The sequence below is a fragment of the Cupriavidus sp. 2TAF22 genome, assembly GCF_052115045.1.
Lineage (GTDB): Bacteria > Pseudomonadota > Gammaproteobacteria > Burkholderiales > Burkholderiaceae > Cupriavidus.
Genome location: NZ_JBFRFX010000008.1, coordinates 188,550 through 206,329 on the forward strand (window position 1 = coordinate 188,550; position 17,780 = coordinate 206,329).

General features: G+C 67.9%; 16 protein-coding genes. 9 read left to right on the forward strand and 7 right to left on the reverse strand.

Annotated features, from left to right (window positions below; all coding sequences use genetic code 11):
* Positions 1-16: 16 nt before the first annotated feature.
* The 3 genes from AB4Z48_RS12415 to AB4Z48_RS12425 all read right to left on the reverse strand — a co-directional run bounded on the left by AB4Z48_RS12415 (position 17) and on the right by AB4Z48_RS12425 (position 3,392).
* Positions 17-1,405, reverse strand: coding sequence for a tripartite tricarboxylate transporter permease (locus AB4Z48_RS12415; protein WP_441614235.1), 1,389 nt, complete (start codon positions 1,403-1,405; stop codon positions 17-19).
* A 30-nt stretch (positions 1,406-1,435) separates the two neighbouring features.
* On the reverse strand, positions 1,436-1,948 hold the full coding sequence (locus AB4Z48_RS12420) for a hypothetical protein (protein WP_441614236.1): 513 nt from the start codon (positions 1,946-1,948) through the stop codon (positions 1,436-1,438).
* Positions 1,949-2,105: 157 nt separating this feature from the next.
* Positions 2,106-3,392: a hydroxymethylglutaryl-CoA reductase, degradative gene (locus AB4Z48_RS12425; RefSeq protein ID WP_441614237.1), complete on the reverse strand. Its 1,287-nt coding sequence runs from the start codon at positions 3,390-3,392 to the stop codon at positions 2,106-2,108.
* A gap of 133 nt (positions 3,393-3,525) precedes the next feature.
* Between AB4Z48_RS12425 and AB4Z48_RS12430 the strand changes: the two genes are divergently transcribed.
* A complete protein-coding gene (locus AB4Z48_RS12430) occupies positions 3,526-4,929 on the forward strand; it encodes an aminotransferase-like domain-containing protein (RefSeq protein WP_441614238.1) in 1,404 nt (467 codons plus the stop codon).
* A 44-nt stretch (positions 4,930-4,973) separates the two neighbouring features.
* Here AB4Z48_RS12430 and AB4Z48_RS12435 read toward each other — a convergent pair whose 3' ends face one another.
* Positions 4,974-5,354 carry a VOC family protein gene (locus AB4Z48_RS12435; RefSeq protein ID WP_441614239.1) on the reverse strand — a complete coding sequence of 127 codons (381 nt, stop codon included), beginning with the start codon at positions 5,352-5,354 and terminating at the stop codon, positions 4,974-4,976.
* Between the two features lie 248 nt (positions 5,355-5,602).
* On the opposite strand from AB4Z48_RS12435, the gene AB4Z48_RS12440 reads away from it, so the two are divergent.
* The gene (locus tag AB4Z48_RS12440; RefSeq protein ID WP_441614240.1) at positions 5,603-6,601 is read left to right on the forward strand and encodes an NAD(P)H-quinone oxidoreductase; all 999 of its coding nucleotides are present in this window, start codon (positions 5,603-5,605) and stop codon (positions 6,599-6,601) included.
* A 190-nt stretch (positions 6,602-6,791) separates the two neighbouring features.
* On the opposite strand, the gene AB4Z48_RS12445 is transcribed toward AB4Z48_RS12440, so the two are convergent.
* From AB4Z48_RS12445 to AB4Z48_RS12455, 3 genes are all read right to left on the reverse strand, one after another.
* Positions 6,792-7,697, reverse strand: a complete 906-nt coding sequence (locus AB4Z48_RS12445) for a LysR substrate-binding domain-containing protein (protein ID WP_441614241.1) — start codon at positions 7,695-7,697, stop codon at positions 6,792-6,794.
* 341 nt (positions 7,698-8,038) lie between these two features.
* On the reverse strand, positions 8,039-8,719 hold the full coding sequence (locus AB4Z48_RS12450; RefSeq protein WP_441614242.1) for a GntR family transcriptional regulator: 681 nt from the start codon (positions 8,717-8,719) through the stop codon (positions 8,039-8,041).
* Between the two features lie 67 nt (positions 8,720-8,786).
* Positions 8,787-9,650 carry a shikimate dehydrogenase family protein gene (locus AB4Z48_RS12455; RefSeq protein WP_441614243.1) on the reverse strand — a complete coding sequence of 288 codons (864 nt, stop codon included), beginning with the start codon at positions 9,648-9,650 and terminating at the stop codon, positions 8,787-8,789.
* Between the two features lie 221 nt (positions 9,651-9,871).
* Here AB4Z48_RS12455 and AB4Z48_RS12460 point away from each other — a divergent pair, with 221 nt between their 5' ends.
* The 7 genes from AB4Z48_RS12460 (at position 9,872) to AB4Z48_RS12490 (ending at position 17,769) form a co-directional block, all read left to right on the forward strand.
* A complete protein-coding gene (locus tag AB4Z48_RS12460; RefSeq protein WP_441614244.1) occupies positions 9,872-10,966 on the forward strand; it encodes an iron-containing alcohol dehydrogenase in 1,095 nt (364 codons plus the stop codon).
* Positions 10,967-10,978: 12 nt separating this feature from the next.
* Positions 10,979-12,433: an NAD-dependent succinate-semialdehyde dehydrogenase gene (locus AB4Z48_RS12465; RefSeq protein ID WP_441614245.1), complete on the forward strand. Its 1,455-nt coding sequence runs from the start codon at positions 10,979-10,981 to the stop codon at positions 12,431-12,433.
* An 82-nt stretch (positions 12,434-12,515) separates the two neighbouring features.
* On the forward strand, positions 12,516-13,406 hold the full coding sequence (locus tag AB4Z48_RS12470) for a transketolase (protein ID WP_441614246.1): 891 nt from the start codon (positions 12,516-12,518) through the stop codon (positions 13,404-13,406).
* A gap of 1 nt (position 13,407) precedes the next feature.
* A complete protein-coding gene (locus AB4Z48_RS12475; protein ID WP_441614247.1) occupies positions 13,408-14,388 on the forward strand; it encodes a transketolase family protein in 981 nt (326 codons plus the stop codon).
* Between the two features lie 101 nt (positions 14,389-14,489).
* Positions 14,490-15,755 carry an ABC transporter substrate-binding protein gene (locus AB4Z48_RS12480; protein WP_441614248.1) on the forward strand — a complete coding sequence of 422 codons (1,266 nt, stop codon included), beginning with the start codon at positions 14,490-14,492 and terminating at the stop codon, positions 15,753-15,755.
* 93 nt (positions 15,756-15,848) lie between these two features.
* On the forward strand, positions 15,849-16,733 hold the full coding sequence (locus AB4Z48_RS12485; protein WP_441614249.1) for a branched-chain amino acid ABC transporter permease: 885 nt from the start codon (positions 15,849-15,851) through the stop codon (positions 16,731-16,733).
* 13 nt (positions 16,734-16,746) lie between these two features.
* A complete protein-coding gene (locus AB4Z48_RS12490; protein ID WP_441614250.1) occupies positions 16,747-17,769 on the forward strand; it encodes a branched-chain amino acid ABC transporter permease in 1,023 nt (340 codons plus the stop codon).
* The last annotated feature ends 11 nt before the right edge of the window (positions 17,770-17,780 follow it).

The following is a 17,780-nucleotide window of genomic DNA, read 5'->3' on the forward strand; positions in this document are numbered from 1 at the left end:
TCCCTTCACCCCTGTCCTAGCCGATCAGCTTGAGCAAGGCGGGCACGGTCAGCACGGCGGTGTAGTAGCCCATGAACTGCACGCCGGTGTTGAATCCGATCGCCCTGGAGAGCAGCCCGCCCAGCAGTCCCATGGTCAGGATGACCAGCAGGCCGAGGAACTGGCCTTCCCACACGCTGATCACCAGGATCAGGCCGACGAAGGTGGCGATGATGGCTTCGTGCGACACCTTGCGCGAGACGAACAGGGCGGCGCGGCGGGCATGGTTCATGGCGAACGGGTAGGACACCAGCGCGGCGAGCAGGACGGCGAGCAAGCCATAGCCGAGGAATTCCCCGTGGCTCAGGAGGTTGTGCAAGTTGTGCGTCTGGCCGGAGCCTGCATCCACGGTATACACCGGGGGCGCATTGAACAGCGGTGCGGCAGGGCCGGCGGCAACAGGGCTGAGCGGCAGGCCAAAGGCGATGAGGGGAATCAGGGCCTCGGCGATGTAGGTGGCTTCCGTCACGCCGTTGCGGGCGCTGAGCACGGTGGTCAGCCGGTGATAGGCGTGCCTGATCCTTGCGCCCACGAGTTCTCCCAGCACCACCGTCATGGCCACGGGGCTGAAGACGAACGTCGCGCTGGACACGGTGGCCGTGGCCACGGTCCATTTCACCTGGCTGCGGTCCAGTACCTTGAGCGGATTCGGGAAATAGCCGGACCATCCCTTGACATCGGGCGCGAGGGCGAAGGTGCGCACGCGGTCGCGCTGCATGCGCGGCCGGTCCACCGGAGAGATGACCGAGAAGAGATCGGCGACGAGCGGGCCGATCGCGATGCCCAGGAAGTAGCTGATGCTCAGCTTGACGCCGAATTTCGCGGTCAGCGTCTGCAGCGCCACGATGACGACGACGAAGGGAACCAGCGTCGCGACGGAGGCCCACCGGCCGGCGGAGCTGTAGGCGATGACCGCCGCGGCGGCCACGAAGATCCATGGCGCGGCCTTGGTGATGGCCGCGCCGAACGGCGCGAGCAGGACGGCGAACAGCACCGCCAGCGGCACCGCGATAAAGGCCGCGATGATGGCGCCCGAGATCATCTTGCGCAGCGCGATGTGTGGCACGCCGAGGTTGCGCAGGTGGTTGGCATCCTGCAGCAGCGGCGTGGCCATGGTGTCGCCGGGGATGCCGAGCAGCGCGGTCGGGATGGCATGGGTCATGTGCTTTGCGACGGCGCCGGCAAGGAAGAACGTAAACACGCCCTCGGGCGGCACGCCCAGCAGCACGACCAGCAGCGTCAGCGGTGCCAGCGTGGTGGTCTCGTCGGTGCCTGAGATCAGGCCGATCGCGGCGAAGACGATGGCGCCTGCCAGTCCCATGCCGGTGGCAATGAGGATGTGGGTAAGAAGTGCGGATTCGATCATGATGAACCTTCGATGTCCTTGGGCGGGGGGTCAGGCCAGTGTGGAACGCGCACTGACGGGCCGGGCGGGCGCGGTGCTGTCCTGCGCGGCGTGCGGGGCCGTGGCGCGGCGTTCGCGCGAGGCGAAGAGCTCGTAGAGTTGCAGTTCCTTCAGTTCCTGCACCACGGCCGGCGGCAGGTCCGCGACCGAGCCGAGGCCGCCGGTTTCTTCCTCGAGCTTGTCGAGCACTTCCTCGCGCCAGGCCGGGGCGTGCGCTGCGCCGGGTCCGCCCGCCGCGTCCTCGATCACTTCGCGTTTCGGCCGGAACACCAGCGCGCAGATGACGCCCGCCAGCAGGCAACCGGCAAGGCCGGCCAGCATGGCATAGGCGCGCGCCAGTTCCGGCGATCGGACCAGCCCGGCGAGAATGCGGCTTGCGATCAGGAACCCGGTCAGGCTGACCACCGCTCCGATCGCGATCGACCACGCAAGGTGGCGGGTATCGGCGGTATCGCCCCAGACTTCGACCAGGCGCCGCGCCGGCGCCGCTTCCTGTTTGTTCATTGGCTTGTCTCCGGAATATGGCTGGCACCGAGGCGCGCTGGCGCGTCGCTGGCAGCTCTGTTTATTGTTTGTCCCCTGGTCCGGTGCGGGCCGTATCGAGCCACATCGGGCCACATCGGGCCATATCGGGGTGGATGCCGGCCCGCCTGCCGCGCGCTTACCTGCCCCTCAGTTCGGCCAGCAGCGCGACGGCCCGGTCGGTGCGCACGTCTTTTTCGTCGGCCATCCGCTTGGCGATGCTGTCTGCCTCCGCGCCGACCGCGCCCGCCACCAGCGCGATATTGCGTGCGTGCAGGGCCATGTGGCCGCGCTGGATGCCTTCGGTGGCGAGCGCCCGCAGCGCGCCGAGATTTTGCGCCAGGCCCACCGCGACGGCGGTCTCGCCCAGTTCCTGGGCTGAGCGCGCGCCAAGGATCTTCAGGGCCAGGCGCGCGAGGGGATGCGTCCTGGTGGCGCCGCCGACCAGTCCCACCGGCATCGGCATCTCGATCGTGCCGACCAGGGCGCCGGCCGTGTCTTTCTCCCAGTGCGTCAGGGACGTGTAGCGGCCGCCGCGGCAGGCGTAGGCATGGGCGCCGGCCTCGACCGCGCGCCAGTCGTTGCCGGTGGCCACGATCACGGGATCGATGCCGTTCATGATCCCCTTGTTGTGCGTGGCGGCCCGGTAGGGGTCGATGGCGGCGAAGGTGCAGGCGTCGATCACGCCTTCGATGATCTCGGCGCCGCTGCGCTCCTTCGTGGCGAGCACCTCTGGCGTCAGCCGCACCCGGCCGCGCGCCAGCCGGAGGTCGGCCAGGTTGGAGAGGATGCGCAGCCGCACGGAGCCGCCCGTGATCGTCTCCACCAGCGGCGATACGGCTTCGGCCATGGTATTCACGGTATTGGCGCCCATGGCGTCGCGCACGTCCACGATCAGGTGCATCACGATCATCGCGCCCCGCGGGGTGTCGGGGAAGACGTGGACCTCGATGTCCTTGCAGCCGCCGCCGAGGCCGATCAGCACCTTGTCGCGGCTGTTGGCCACTTCGAGGATCGCGTCCCGATGCCTGAGCAGTGCCTGCCGGGCGCCGTAGGGATCGGTGATGCCGAGGACCTGCACCTGCGCCCGCATGAGCGGACCGGTGCTGGAAGTCTCGAAGCCGCCGCATTCGCGGGCGAGCTTTGCCATGTAGGACGCCGCGGCAATCACCGACGGCTCTTCCACCGCCATCGGCACCAGCACGTCCCGGCCGTTGATGCGGAAATAGCCGGCCACGCCGAAGGGCAGCTCGAACGTGCCGATCACGTTTTCGATCATGCCGTCGGCCCGCTCGGCGCCAAGGGCGCCTGCCTCGGCGACCAGCCGGATTTCGTCGTCGGTCAGGGCGGCGGCCCCCCCAATATATTGCAGGCGCTGCGCCGGCGTCATGGCGCGAAAGTTGGGCAGGCGGGAATCGGTCACCATCGGTGTCTCCGTGAGTGGTATAGGAATGGAGACAGTCTAGGTGTACTGTACCAGTGCAAAAAGGTACAGTTTGGCGGGACAGTTGTCGCCACCCAGATATCGAATCGCCGACCGGAATGTGGAGTACAAGCCCGTGACCAAGCCCAGATCGCCATCGATCGCCACCACGCTGGCGGATTCCATCGAACGCCAGATCGTCGAAGGCGCCTACCGCGTCGGCGACAAGCTGCCCTCGCTGCGGGAGCTGGCGCAACTGCACCGCTACAGCAAGAACACAGTGGTTGCCGCGTTCGAGATCCTGGTCGGGCGCGCGCTGGTCGAGCCGCGGCGCGGTGCCGGCTACTTCGTGCTCGACAGGCCGGTGAAGGCGCGGCAGGACGAAGAGGCCGGCTCGTTCCGGCGCGCGCTGGACATCGTGTGGCTGATGCGCGAGCAATTGAAGAGCAGTCCCGACGTGCTGGCGGTCGGGGACGGATTCCCGCCGGTGGCGTGGCTGTCGGAGGCGCGGCTGGACAAGTACCACCACAAGGTCGTGCGCACGGGGCTGGGGGCGCTGTTCCGGTACGGCAACCGTTTCGGGTACGGTCCGCTGCGCGACCATCTGGTGCGCAAGCTGGGCGACCTGGGCATCGGCGCCGACCCCCGGCAGATCGTGCTGACGCATGGCGCCAATGACGCGATCGACCTGGTGATCCGCTACTTCCTGCCGGCGGGCGCCACCGTCCTGGTCGACGATCCCGGCTACTATCCCTTGTTCGGCAAGCTCAAGCTGGCCGGCGCCAGGATCATCGGCGTGCCGCGCCTTGCCGATGGCCCCGACCTCGAGGCCCTGGAGCAACTGCTGGTCCAGGAGCGGCCGCGCCTGTTCTTCACCCAGTCCGTGGCGCACAACCCGACCGGATCGGACCTCTCGGCCGCCAAGGCCTACCGCGTGCTGCAGCTCGCGCAGCGGTTCAACCTCCTGCTGGTGGAAGACGACGCGCTGGCGGACTTCAAGCCAACCACGCTGCCCCGCCTGGCGGCACTGGACCAGCTGGAGCGGACAATCTATATCGGCAGCTTCTCGAAGTCCTTCTCCGCGGCGCTGCGCGTGGGCTTCATTGCCTGCGGCGCCGACCTGGCCAGCGATCTTGCCGATCTCAAGGCGCTGATCCACGTGAGCAGCTCGGAGTATTGCGAGCGCACCGTCGACGTGATCCTGAGCGAAGGCCACTACCAGCGCTACATCACCAGGCTGAGATCCCGCCTGGCCGAAGCTACCGCCAGGACCCTGTCCTTGTTCGACAGGCTGGATGCGCGCATCTTCGCGCGGACCGAGCAGAGCCTGTACCTCTGGGGTGCATTGCCGCAGGTGGACGACTCGCTGGTCCTGGCCGAGCAGCTTCTCGCGCAGAAGGTCATGATCGCCCCCGGGCGCGTCTTCCGCGTCGACTCCGAAGCCACCTCGCCGTGGTCACGCTTCAATGTCGGCGCCGTGCTGGACCCGAGGTTCGAAGCGGCGGTACGTGGCACGCTGGGCCGCTCGCGCGGCGCGTGACCGGCGCGCCCGGGCACGCTGCGCGGCGGGCAGCGCTGGCCGCGTCAGGGCTGCTGTTCTCGCGGATCGAAATCCAGTTCGATCCGCGCGCCGTTGGGATCGTGCAGGAATAGTTGCCAGATGCCGGAGCCGGCCTGCCGCCCGAGGCTGAACGGAATATCCAGCCGCCGCAGATGATTCACGAAGTGGGGGAGGTCGGTCGCACTGAATGCCATGTGGTCGAGCACCCCGGCCGCGGGCTTGGGCATCGTATCGGTGACGACAAGATGAACGATGGGAGCGCCGCCGGCGTACAGCCACGCCCCGGGGAAGGCAAACGGCGGGCGCGCGCCGGTCTCGAAGCCCAGCACCTCGCGATAGAAGCTGACGCTGTCTTCGAGCGCGGACGTCAGCACGGTGAAATGGTTCATCCCGGCAATCGGCATGCCTTGCTCCTTTGGCGGAAGCGGTCCGCTCCCTGATTGATACGGCGTGGGGAAGTCCCAGTCTAGGCGTTCCCGCAAGCGCGGCGCAAGCACGCCGCACGCCGAAGTATCATGCATGATATATTCTGTTCGCGTCAATGTCCGGGCGTGAAGCGGGGCCGCGCCTGGCTCGCAGCGGCAGGGATATCCGGCGTTGACGCGTCTCGCGCACCACCAACAAAGAACGCCGTAAGGCAAAGGACGTCTCGATGAAGTACATCAGCCATGGCCCCGGAACCGGGGCGGATACCTTAGTGTTGAAGCAAGCCGATGCCCCGCGGCCGGCCGCCCGTGAAGTCCTGATCCGGGTTGCGTTTGCCGGGGTCAACCGGCCCGACGTGCTGCAGCGGCTTGGTCTCTACAACCCGCCGCCGTCGGCATGTCCTTACCTGGGCCTCGAGGTCTCGGGCACGGTAGTGCAGGTTGGCGAAGCGGTGACGAAATGGAAGGTCGGCGACAAGGTCTGCGCCCTGACCCATGGCGGCGGATACGCCGAGTTCTGCGCGGCCGACGAGCGGCATTGCCTGCCGGTGCCCGCGGGGCTGACGCTGCAGCAGGCCGCGGCGCTGCCCGAGAACTACATCACGGTCTGGGCCAACCTGTTCGCCGGCAAGCTGGTCTCGGCCGGCAAGTCCATCCTGATTCACGGCGGCAGCAGCGGCATCGGCATCACCGCCATCCAGCTTGCCCGCGAGGTTGGCGCCGACGTCGCGGTGACCGCCGGCAACGCGCAGAAGCTGGCGATCTGCCGGCAGCACGGCGCGTCGCACCTGATCAATTATCGCGAGCAGGACTTCAACGACGTCGTGGCCGAGGTGACCGGTGGCCGGGGTGTCGACGTGGTCCTGGACATGGTCGGCGGGCGCTATATCGAGAAGAACCTGCGTGCGCTGGCGCTGGACGGCGCGCTGGTCCAGATCGCATTCCTGGAGGGCAGCCGGGTGGAGATCGACCTGCTGCCGGTCATGCTGAAGCGGCTCAACATGACCGGCTCCACGCTGCGGGCGCGCACGCCTGAGAACAAGGCCGAACTGATCGAGGGCCTGCGCAGCGCGTTCTGGCCGGTGCTGGAGCAGGGCCGGTGCCTGCCGCTTATCCACGCCATCATGCCGCTTGCCGACGCGGGCAAGGCGCACGCGCTGATGGAGTCGAGCACGCACGCCGGCAAGATCCTGCTCGAAGTGAGCCAGGCGGGCGGTCAGGACTGAGGCTGGCCGCAGGCGCGCCGGGCCGTCCCGCCGGCGCGCCTTGCGCCGCGCAGGCGACCGGCGCGCGCCGTACGTCGTGACAGACGGCGAACTGATCACCGGGCAGGACCCGGCGTCGGCCCTGGCCGTCGCCGCCGCGCTGATGGACCGGCTGAAGTAGGCCGGCGCATTTCCGCGGGCATGGCCGCGGTCACGCGCGGCCGGACACGGAATCGCCGAGCTGCGCGCCGACGTAGTCGAGGAACGCCGTGATGCGCGAGGAGAGCAGGGTGTTGCGGTAGTAGACCGCATGGATGGGCTGTCGAACCTCCACGGTGTCCTGCATCAGTACCTGGACCAGGTCTCCCCGCGACCGGCTGGCCTGGGTCATAAAGTCGGCCAGGCAGGCAATGCCCTCCCCGGCGAGGGCCAGCTTGAGCAAGGTCTCGCCGCTGGATGCGCGCACGCTGGGTTCGATGCGCAGGGCCTCGCCGAGTTCGTGTCGCAATGGCCACTGGTTCAGCGTGTCGGGCTGGGTAAAGCCAAGCAGGCTGTGGCCCTGGAGCGCCGCCACCTCGCGCGGCGTGCCGCGTGCCTTGAGGTACGCGGGGCTTGCCACCAGCCGCAGGCGGCTATTGCACAGGGGGCGCGCGTGCAGGGTCGAATCGCGCAGCATGCCGATGCGGATGGCGACGTCCGTGCGCTGCTCCAGCAGGTCGATGATGTGCTCGCTGGTGTGCAGGTCCAGTTCGATCTCCGGGTAGCGCGCGCGGAAGCCGCCGATCAGGGGCACGATCACATGATGCATGAACGGCGTTGCCGCGTTGATCCGCAGCTTCCCGGCCGGTGTGCGGCGCTGCGTCGCCATCTGGTCCTCGGCGGACTCGACGGCCTCCAGTATCCGCCGCGCGTGGGCCAGGAACGTCCCGCCTTCTTCGGTCAGCTCCAGCCGGCGCGTGGTACGCCGCAAGAGCGTGGTTTCCAGTTTCTCTTCGAGCCGTGTAAGCGAGCGGCTGACCGCGGAGACGGTCTGCTGCAGTTGCTCGGCGGCCGCGGTGATGGAGCCTGTATCCACCACGATGGTGAAGGTGAGGAGTTCGTCCAGGGTGGTCTTCATGGCTGCGGTCTTGCCCAGGCGGCTGATGATATTGGCGGATGGCCGACATGCCCGGCGCAATTGGCGCGGGGCGGGGTCTGCCGCCGCAAGCCGGAGGGCTTGCGCGGCTGGAGTATCGCGCCTCCCCGCGTGCGGGAAAAACCCGTCCGGAGTCAGAAGATATTTGCCTGGAGGGCAACAATGGCGGCCGGCCCGGCCAAGGGCGGCCAATCGGGATCAGCGCGTGGCTGCGGGCGGGGACGGGTTTGCGTCTTCCGGCGATGCCCTGCCGTGCAACCGGTTCACCACCTGGGTAGCGGGGGACGAGAAATCGGGCGCACGGGCGTGCGCGCCCCGGGAGATCAGACAGGCTCTTCTTCGCGCGATGCCATCCATTCGAGCAGAACGGTCTTGCCCCACTGGATATCGTCCCGAATGGCCGCCGAGGCAGTCTTGGCGTCGCGCCTGGCGAGGCCGTCGAGCACGCGGTAGTGCGGATGCTCCTCGAGGCTCTCGCGGCTGGCCTGCAGTTCCGTATGGAAGATATGCAGCAGGGGACCCATCCGCACCCACATGCTCTCGACGACCGCGAACAGGTTCGGCAGGTGGGCCGCGGCAAGCAGCTCGAAGTGGAACTTGCGGTTCTGGCTCGCCGCTTCGCGCGGGCTGGTCGACACGGCCTTGATAAAGGCTTCGTGCGTCTTGCGCAGGCGGGCGATCTCTTGCGGGGTGATGCGCAGCGCGGCGGCCTCCGCGGCGGCGCCTTCGAGCAGCGTGCGCATCAGCTGGATCTCCGAGACCGTGCCGGGGTCGAGCTCGGGCACGGTGATCGAGGTTGCCGCGGTCATCTCCAGGGCCTGCTCGCTCACCAGCCTGAAGATCGCCTCGCGCACGGGGGTGGTGCTCGTTCCCAGCGACTGTGCCAGTTCCGCCACGCGCAATCGCTCGCCCGGCACGTACTTGCCGCTCATCAATGCGGACCGAATCTGGTCGTAGACGCGTGACGACAGATTGCTCTTCTCCACGCGCGCGAGTTCTTTCATGACAGCTTGCCTCGGTAAGGAATGTTCAGGAACACATCATATATGATATGCAACGCCGGCCCGCCCGTCATCCCGCGCCACGTTCCCCGCTTCCCACGCTTTCCTCGCCTGCCGGCATGCCCAGCAGGTAATCCACCAGCAGGTCGATCTGCGCCGTCACCATGTGCTCGCCGAGATGGATGCGGCACCCGCGCGCCTTCGCCGCGAGCAGCAAGCGCGTCTGTGCCGGCTGCATGATGACTTCGGCCACGATGCTGTGCGCTCCCAGCGTGGCAGGATCGAGCGGCAGGGGATCGTCGGGCTTGAGGCCGAGCGAGGTGCCGTTGACGACCAGATCCCATTGGCCGGCCGGGCTCGCCGCGGAGGCGACGGGCGCGCCGGGCCGCTTCGCCTTCAGTTGCGCCACCAGGCTGTCGGCCTTGTCGCGCGAGCGGTTGACGATGGTCAGTTGCGCGACGCCTGCATCGAGCAAGGCGGCGGCAACCGCGGTGGCGGCGCCGCCCGCGCCCAGCAGCAGCGCTCGCTTGCCCGCCGCATCGATCCCCTCCGCGCGCATGCCCGCGACGAAGCCCACGCCGTCGAACATCCTGCCGACGAAGCGGCCATCGGGCGTGCGCCGCGCCACATTGCACACGCCCAGGTCCGCGGCGACGCCTTCGAGTTCATCGCAGAGCCGGGCCATCTGTTGCTTGTGCGGCACCGTGACGATCACGCCGGCCAGGTTCTCCACCTGGCGCAGGCCCGCCAGCGCGCCGGGCAGTTGCTCTGGCGAGATCTGCCATGGCACGAGCACCGCGTTCAGCCCCAGGGCGGCGGCGCGTGCATTGAAGAAGGCAGGCGTGCGCACGTGGTGCGTGGGGTAGGCGAGGATGACGACGACCCGCGTGCGGCCGTCGATCGGCGTCACGGGGGGCTTGGTTGTTTCCGGCATGGTGCGGTGCTCCTGAAGAATCGAAAAAGGCTGTGAAGGCAGGGTTGCGGTGACGGCGGCGGAAAAAAGCTTCTTGCCACGCGTCGATAATGATGTAGCATATATCCTATATCATGTATTTGGAAGGGCGCGGCACCGATCGGATCGGCCGGGCGGCGCCCTCCGGCACACAGCAGCAGGCCGGCACCTGGCAGGCCGGCGCTATCCAAGGAGGAGAGAACGTGCAAGCGGTATTTGGCTCGCCCGGACGTTACGTCCAGGGCGTGGGAGCGTTGGATTTGCTGGGCGCGCATGTGGCCCGGCTCGGCGGCGACGCCGTGCTGGTCGCGGACCGCTGGGTGATGGAAATGATCGGCGAGCGGGTCGGGCGGCAATGCAGTGCCGCCGCGGTGGCGCTGCGCCGCGTCAGCTTCGACCAGGGACTGACCCCGCAACTGGTCGCCCGCCTGGTGGACGAACTCGGCGCCAGCGCGCCGGCGGTGGTCATTGCCGCCGGCGGCGGGCGCGGCATCGACGCGGGCAAGGCGCTGGCGGATCACTACCGGGTGCCGGTGGTCACGGTGCCGACCGTTGCCTCCAACGATGCCCCGACCAGCAAGAACTACGTCCTGTACGACGAGCATCACCGCCTGCTGGCGGTCAGGCATCTGCCCTACAGCCCGGCCTGCGTCATCGCCGACACCGCGCTGATCTCGCAGGCCCCGGCAGCGATGCTGCTGGCGGGCATCGGCGACGCCATCTCCAAATCGTTCGAGGCGGCGCAATGCGCGGCCGCGCCACAGGGCGTGAACATGTTCGGCACCCGGCCCCTGCTGTCGGCCGCGGCGCTTGCGCGCGAATGCCACCGCGTGCTGATGGCCGATGCGCAGGCCGCGCTGGCGGTTGCCGGCACGGGCAGGCCGGATGCCGCGTTCGAGCGGGTAGTGGAGGCCACCATCCTGATGTCCGGCCTGGGTTTCGAGAGCGGCGGCCTGTCGATCGCGCACGCCCTGACGCGCGGGCTCTCCACGCTGCGCCAGGCGCAGCGGGCCCCGCACGGGCTGCAGGTGGCATATGGCCTGCTGGTCCAGCTGGAGCTGGAGCGGCGCCAGGACGACGCGCGCGCGGAGGTCGAGGCGCTCTATCGCCGTATCGGCTTGCCCCTGCGCCTGGCGGATCTCGGGCTGACCGACGCCTCGCGCGAGGAACTCGAATCCGCCGCCGCGCTGTCGCTTGCCGCCCCGCACATGAAGAATTTCTCGCGCGAGCTGGACGCAGCCGCCATCGCGGATGCGATGCGGCAGGTGGATGCGCGCGCTGTACAGACCCCACGATAAGCCGGAGACAACATGAATCTGAAGGACGCCGCATTGATGCGCACGCATGCGTACATCGATGGCGAATGGGCCCAGGCCGACGATGGCGCACGGTTCCCCGTGACCAATCCCGCGAACGGCGCGCGCATTGCCGAAGTGCCCGACATGGGCGAGGCGGAAACGCTGCGCGCGATCGCCGCCGCCGAGCGCGCGCAGGTGGCCTGGCGCGCCACCACCGCAAAGCACCGGGCCGACTGCCTGCGCCGCTGGTACGACCTGATCCGTTTGCACCAGGCGGATCTCGCTGCCTTGATGACCGCGGAGCAGGGCAAGCCGCTGGCCGAAGCCGAGGGGGAAGTCGTCTATGGCGCCTCCTTCGTCGAGTGGTTCGCGGAAGAAGCCACGCGCACCTACGGGGAGCTGATCCCGGCGCCGGCCGGCGACCGCCGGCTGATCGTGATCAAGCAGCCGGTGGGTGTGGTCGCCGCGCTCACGCCCTGGAATTTCCCGGTGGCCATGGCCACGCGGAAAGTGGCGCCGGCCCTGGCGGCAGGCTGCACGGTGGTGCTCAAGCCTGCTTCCGAGACACCGCTGTGCGCGCTGGCGCTGGCCGAGCTCGCCCGCCGCGCCGGCGTGCCGCCCGGGGTATTCAACGTCGTGACGAGCGCGCGGGCCGCGGTGGTCGGCGCGGTGCTGGCGCGCAGCCCCGTGGTGCGCAAGCTCTCCTTTACCGGCTCCACGCGCGTCGGCCGGCTGCTGATGGAACAGTCCGCCGCCAATATCAAGAAGCTGTCGCTCGAGCTAGGCGGCAACGCGCCGTTCATCGTCTTCGAAGATGCCGACCTCGACGCCGCGGTGCGGGGCGCGATGGTCTCCAAGTACCGCAACGCGGGGCAGACCTGCGTCTGCGCCAACCGTATGTTCGTGCATGCCGCCGTCTACGACGAGTTCGCGCGCCGCCTGGGCGAAGCCGTGGCGGCGCTGAAGGTCGGCGACGGCAGCGAGCCCGGCATCACCGTGGGGCCGCTCATCAACGCGCGCGCCGCCGGCCGCGTGCACGCCATGGTGGAAGACGCGGCCGCCCGGGGTGCCCGGATACTGGCTGGCGGCAAGCGCCCGGATGCGGGCAGCGCATTCTATGCGCCCACCATAGTCGGCGACGTCACGCCGGCGATGGAGCTCGGGCGCGAAGAGATCTTCGGGCCGGTGGCGCCGCTGCTGCGCTTCGAATCCGACGAGCAGGTGGTGCGGATGGCCAACGACACGCCGTTCGGCCTCGCCGGCTATTTCTACACACGCGACCTGAGCCGCGTGTGGCGCGTCGCCGAGGCGCTGGAATGCGGCATGGTCGGCATCAACGAAGGCTTGATTTCCACCGCGGTCGCCCCCTTCGGCGGCGTGAAGGAATCCGGCCTGGGCAGGGAAGGCGCCCGGCAGGGTATCGAAGACTACCTGGAACCCAAGTACATGTGCATGGGCGGTATTTAAGAGGAGCGTAAGCGATGCATTTTCTTTATCTTTCACAAGAATGCATGATATATCGTGCATCAAAGACAGCCGGAGACGACAGATGAACCACGCCATTGCGCCAGCCAAGCCGGCCGCCACCGAGAGCGCGTTCGCTCCGGGCGCCGGACAGATCGCGCTGCTCAAGGAGCGCGCGACCTTCGTGCGCCTCGAAACCATCAGGCTGATCGAGATCGCCAAGACCGGCCATTACACCTCGGTGTTCTCCGCGGCCGAAACGTTCGCGGCGCTTTACTACGACGTGATGAAGCTGCGCCGGGGCGAACCCGGCTGGCCGATGCGGGACCGCTTCCTGATGGGCAAGGGACACGCCGCGGTGGGCCTGTTCCCGATCCTTGCCGACCTGGATTTCTTCCCCAAGGCCTGGCTCGACGAGTACACGCGGCTGGGCAGCCCGCTGGGCGACCACCCCGACATGCGCAAGGTGCCGGGCATCGATTTCAGCTCGGGCTCGATCGGGCACGCGCTTTCGGCGGGCCTGGGCATGGCGCTGGCCGGACGGCACGCCGGGCTCGACTTCACCACCTTCGTGATGCTGGGCGACGGTGAAATGCAGGAAGGGCAGGTGTGGGAGGCGGCGATGTCCGCCGCGCACCACCGCGCCAACCGCCTGGTCGCCATCGTCGACCGCAACGGCTACCAGCTCGACGGGGCGGTGGACGAGGTGATGGGCATCGAGCCGCTCGACGCCAAGTGGCGCGCGTTCGGCTGGGAAGTCCACGTGGTGGATGGCCATGACGTGGCCGCCCTGACCGCCTTGCTGCGCCAGGTGYGCGCCGATGACGGCCGCACCACGCCGGTGTGCGTGATCGCCAGGACGGTCAAGGGCAAGGGCGTCTCCTACATGGAGACCGAACCCGGATGGCACCTTGGCTATCTGGCTCCCGACGACGCGCGGCGCGCCGTCGAAGAAATTCTCGCAAAGGATCGATAGCATGAACCAGCCACTTTCCAAGGACTCCTGGCAGTACCGGGGCCTGAACGCCATCACGCCCGGCCTCAGCTACCTATCCGACGGCCTGACCGACCTGGTCGAAGCCGGCGCGCCGGTGCTCGCCGGCTCGGCCGACCTGCAATATTCGAACGGGCTGGCCCGCTTCGCGCAGCGCTTCCCCGAGCGCTATATCCAGTTCGGCATCTCCGAGCAGAACATGGTGACCGCGGCGGCGGGCATGGCCAGCGTCGGCTACACGCCGTTCGTCGCGACCTTTGCATCCTTCCTCGCGCTGCTGTGCTGCGAGCAGATCCGCATGGACGTGGCCTATTCGGGCCTGCCGGTCCGCCTGATCGGCCACCACGCCGGTATCTCGCTGGGCTTCTATGGCACGTCGCACCACGCCACCGAAGACCTGGCCATCATGCGCTCGATTGCCGACCTGACCGTAGTGGCGCCTGCGGACGGTCCGCAACTGCGCGCCGCCATCAAGGCCTCGGCCGGCCACGCGCAGCCGATCTACTTCCGCATCGGCCGGGGGCGCGAGCCGCAGGTCTATGAGGACGGCATTGCGTTCGAGTTCGGCAAGGCCATCGAGCACCTCCAGGGCGAGGAGCTCACGCTGATCGCCACCGGCTCGAGCGTGCATCCCGCGCTGGAGGCCGCCAGGCGGCTCAACGCCGCGGGGCACTCGGTCGGGATGATCGACATGGCGACGGTCAAGCCGCTCGACCGCGATGCCGTCATGCGCGCTGCCGCGCGTTCGCGCGTGCTGATGACAGTGGAAGAGCACAACGTGCTCGGCGGCCTCGGCGGCGCGGTGGCGGAAGTCCTGGCCGATGCCGGCGCGGGGGTGCGCCTGGTGCGCCACGGCATCCTCGACGAGTACAGCCTGATCGCACCGCCGACGCATCTCTACGCGCACTACAAGCTCGATGCGAATGGCGTCGAGCAGCTGGCGCGGCAAGTCATCGCGTCATAGGCGGACCCGGCGGCGGCGGACACGGCACCGGCCTGTCCGCCGCGTCGCAGGCATCCGCCTTTGCCAGAACAAGACAGAGTCGATTCGACACAGGAGACAATATGCGTACCCTTATTTCAAGAACCCGGCGCGGGTTCCTGCTGGCGGCTGGCATGGGCGCCGCGCTGGCATGCGCCACGGCCCTTGCCCAGGTCAGGGAAGTGCCGATCGGATTCGTGCTGCCGCTGTCGGGCGGCGCCGCCACCATCGGCAACCAGACCAAGCTGGGCGCGGAGATCGCCGCGGAGCAGATCAACCAGGCGGGCGGCATCCGCTCGCTCGGGGGCGCCAGGCTCAAGCTGATCTTCGCCGACAGCCAGTCGAAGCCCGACGTGGGCGTGGCGGAAACCGAGCGCCTGATCCAGCGCGAGAACGTTCCCCTGATCGTGGGCGCCTACAACAGCGCGGTGACTTTCCCGGCATCCGAGGTCGCGGAGCGCTACAAGGTGTCCTGGCTGGTGACCGGCGCGGTCAAGGACGAGATCACCGAGCGCGGCTTCAAGTACGTATTCCGCCCGAACAACAAGGCCATCTACGACGCGCGCGAGCAGATCGACGCACTGGACCTGCTCAAGAAGGAGACCGGCAACGGGCCCAGGACGATCGGCCTCTTCTACGAAGGCACCGACTGGGGACGCTCGCATGCGGCCAATATCAAGAAGCTGGCCAAGGAGCGCGGCTATGCGATCTCGCTCGATGAATCGTACCCGCCCAACCAGACCGACCTGTCCGCGCAGTTGCTGAAGATCCGCAGCGCGAAGCCGGATGCCCTGATCGTGGTGGCCTATACGCCGGATCACATCCTCTTCACGCGCCAGCTTGCCGAAAGCCGGCTCTATATCCCGTACGGCGTGCACTCGGTGGGCGGCGGTTCGGAAGACCCGAACTTCTATAAGGCGGTGTCGCCCAAGGCCGTCGAGTACATGTTCGTGCAGGATGACTTCCAGGTCGACATCATGCGGGCCGCCAAGGACCCCGTGCTCATCGCCGCGGATGCCAGGTTCAAGGCGGCACTGGGCTACGGCATGAACTCGTATGGCGCCCAGGGCGTGTCCAACGTGTACATCGTCAAGGATGCGCTGGAGCGTGCCGCCTCCGTCGACCGGGAGAAGGTGCGCAATGCGCTCGCGGCCACCGACATCGCCAGCGGGCCGGCGCTTGTCACGGGCTACCAGCGCATCAAGTTCGACGCCCAGGGCCAGAACACCTTTGCCCATGGCGTGATCTCGCAGAACCTGAACGGCGAGCGTCGCACCATCTGGCCGGCGGACAACCGGCTCGCGGGCGTCAAGCCGGTGTGGCCGCTGCCGGCACCCGGCGCGCGCTGAGCCCCCCGCGCAGTCGCACGGTCCGGCGCGGGCGCCGGACCGTCACATCCCGCACGGCGGCCGCGGCCGGCCGTGCCCAATCGAGGTAGGTATATGGACCCAATCATTCTGGCTTACGCCGTCGTCAACGGCGTACTGCTCGGCGGGATCTACGGAGGTATCGCGCTGGGCCTGAGTCTCATCTTCGGTGTGCTGAGGGTGATCAACTTCGCGCACGGCTCCTTCCTGATGCTCGCCATGTATCTCAGTTACCTGATCTGGTCGGTGTTCGGCATCCATCCGTATGCCACGGCCTTGCTGACGGTGCCGCTGCTGTTCCTGCTCGGCTATTTCACCCAGGCCGTCGTCATCGCGCCGCTGTTCCGGCGCGAGACCACCATGGTGGTCGAGCCGCTTGGCGCGCTGTTGCTCACCACCGGCGTCTTCCTTGTCATCGACAACGCAATCCTGATGGGTTTCGGCCCGGATGTGCGCACCGTGACCTCCGATGTGCTGAGCGGCTCGATCGACATCGGCGGCCTGCCCGTGAACGTGCCGCGCCTCATCGCGTGCGCGGCCGCGGTTGCCGTTTCCGCCGGCCTGGCCTACTGGCTGCGTTTCACCGACACCGGCCGGAAGATCCGCGCCACCGCGCAGAACCGCGAGGCGGCGGCGCTGTCGGGCATCAACGTAGGCCGCATCTACAACGTGACCTTCGGCATCGGCGCCGGCATCCTCGGCTTGTTCGGCGCGCTGCTGGTGCCCTTCCTTTCCGTCTCGCCCACCACCGGCCTGGGCTTCGGCATCAAGTCCTTCCTGGTGGTGGTGCTGGGCGGCATCGGCTCGATTCCGGGCTCCCTGCTCGGCGGGCTGGTGCTGGGAGTGTTCGAATCGTTCTCTTCGCAGTTCGTGACCGCCACGTCCGCGTCGGTCTTCTCGTTCTGCCTGTTCATCATTGTCCTGCTGGTCCGGCCGAACGGCCTGCTAGGCCGCAAATGAGGGGGACCTCCGTATGACGTCGTCAAGGACCAATATCAACCTGGTGCTGGGCATGCCGCTGCTGTGCGCAGCTGTCGTGCTGCCCCTGTTCGTCAAGGACAGCTACGCGCTGCACTCGCTCGTGATGGTGCTGTACTTCGCCTACATGGCGTCGGCATGGAACTTCGTGTGCGGCTATGTCGGGCAGCTTTCGCTCGGGCACTCGGTCTTCGCCGGGGGCGCCGGCTATGTCACCGTGCTGCTGTTCACCGGGCTGGGCGTGTCGCCCTGGCTCGGCATGCTCGCCGGCGGGCTGGCCGCGGCGCTGCTGTCCGTGTGCATCGGCTATCCGACCTTCAAGCTCAAGGGGCCGTATTTCACGCTGACCACGATCGCCTTCGCCGAGATCGTGCGCATCTGGATCGAGAACACCGACGAATTCCTCGGCATTCCGCTCAAGGGCGCGCAGGGCCTGGTGATTCCGCCGTCGGCGGGGGGCTGGGCGGTCTTCCAGTTCGATGGCAAGGTGCCTTACTACTACATCATCCTTGCCATGCTGGTGGCGATGCTGCTGGCCACCTACGCGCTGGAGCGCTCGCGCCTGGGCTACTACCTGAAGGCAATCCGCGGCGACGAGGCCGCGGCGCAGGCGGTGGGGGTCAGCACCACGAAGTACCCGCTGATCGCCCTGGCGATCAGCGCCTTCATGACCGGCCTCGGCGGCGCCTTCTACGCGCAGTTCTTCCGCTACATCAACCCGGAGCGGAACATGGGCCTGGACCTGTCGATCGACGCTGCGATCATGGCCATCGTCGGCGGGCAGGGCACCATCATCGGCCCGGTGCTGGGCGCCTTCGTGCTGCACCCGATCGCCGAGTTCACGCGGACCTATTTCGCCGGGCGCTTCCTCGGACTGCACCTGGTGATCTATGGCCTGGTGCTGATCGGCGCGGTGCTCTACTTTCCCAAGGGCATCATCGGCCCGCTCGAGCGCCTGCTGCAACCACGCGCCAGGCGGCGCGCGGCGGTGGACACGGCTGYCACGCGCAAGGTCTAGCGGGAGGACAC

Coding starts and splice junctions, on each gene's coding strand:
- AB4Z48_RS12440 (WP_441614240.1), top strand. CDS start 5,603: ATGAAGTACATCAGCCATGGCCCCGGAACCGGGGCGGATACCTTAGTG.
- AB4Z48_RS12475 (WP_441614247.1), top strand. CDS start 13,408: ATGAACCAGCCACTTTCCAAGGACTCCTGGCAGTACCGGGGCCTGAAC.
- AB4Z48_RS12480 (WP_441614248.1), top strand. CDS start 14,490: ATGCGTACCCTTATTTCAAGAACCCGGCGCGGGTTCCTGCTGGCGGCT.
- AB4Z48_RS12455 (WP_441614243.1), bottom strand. CDS start 9,650: ATGCCGGAAACAACCAAGCCCCCCGTGACGCCGATCGACGGCCGCACG.
- AB4Z48_RS12445 (WP_441614241.1), bottom strand. CDS start 7,697: ATGAAGACCACCCTGGACGAACTCCTCACCTTCACCATCGTGGTGGAT.
- AB4Z48_RS12415 (WP_441614235.1), bottom strand. CDS start 1,405: ATGATCGAATCCGCACTTCTTACCCACATCCTCATTGCCACCGGCATG.
- AB4Z48_RS12450 (WP_441614242.1), bottom strand. CDS start 8,719: ATGAAAGAACTCGCGCGCGTGGAGAAGAGCAATCTGTCGTCACGCGTC.
- AB4Z48_RS12485 (WP_441614249.1), top strand. CDS start 15,849: ATGGACCCAATCATTCTGGCTTACGCCGTCGTCAACGGCGTACTGCTC.
- AB4Z48_RS12435 (WP_441614239.1), bottom strand. CDS start 5,354: ATGCCGATTGCCGGGATGAACCATTTCACCGTGCTGACGTCCGCGCTC.
- AB4Z48_RS12465 (WP_441614245.1), top strand. CDS start 10,979: ATGAATCTGAAGGACGCCGCATTGATGCGCACGCATGCGTACATCGAT.
- AB4Z48_RS12425 (WP_441614237.1), bottom strand. CDS start 3,392: ATGGTGACCGATTCCCGCCTGCCCAACTTTCGCGCCATGACGCCGGCG.
- AB4Z48_RS12420 (WP_441614236.1), bottom strand. CDS start 1,948: ATGAACAAACAGGAAGCGGCGCCGGCGCGGCGCCTGGTCGAAGTCTGG.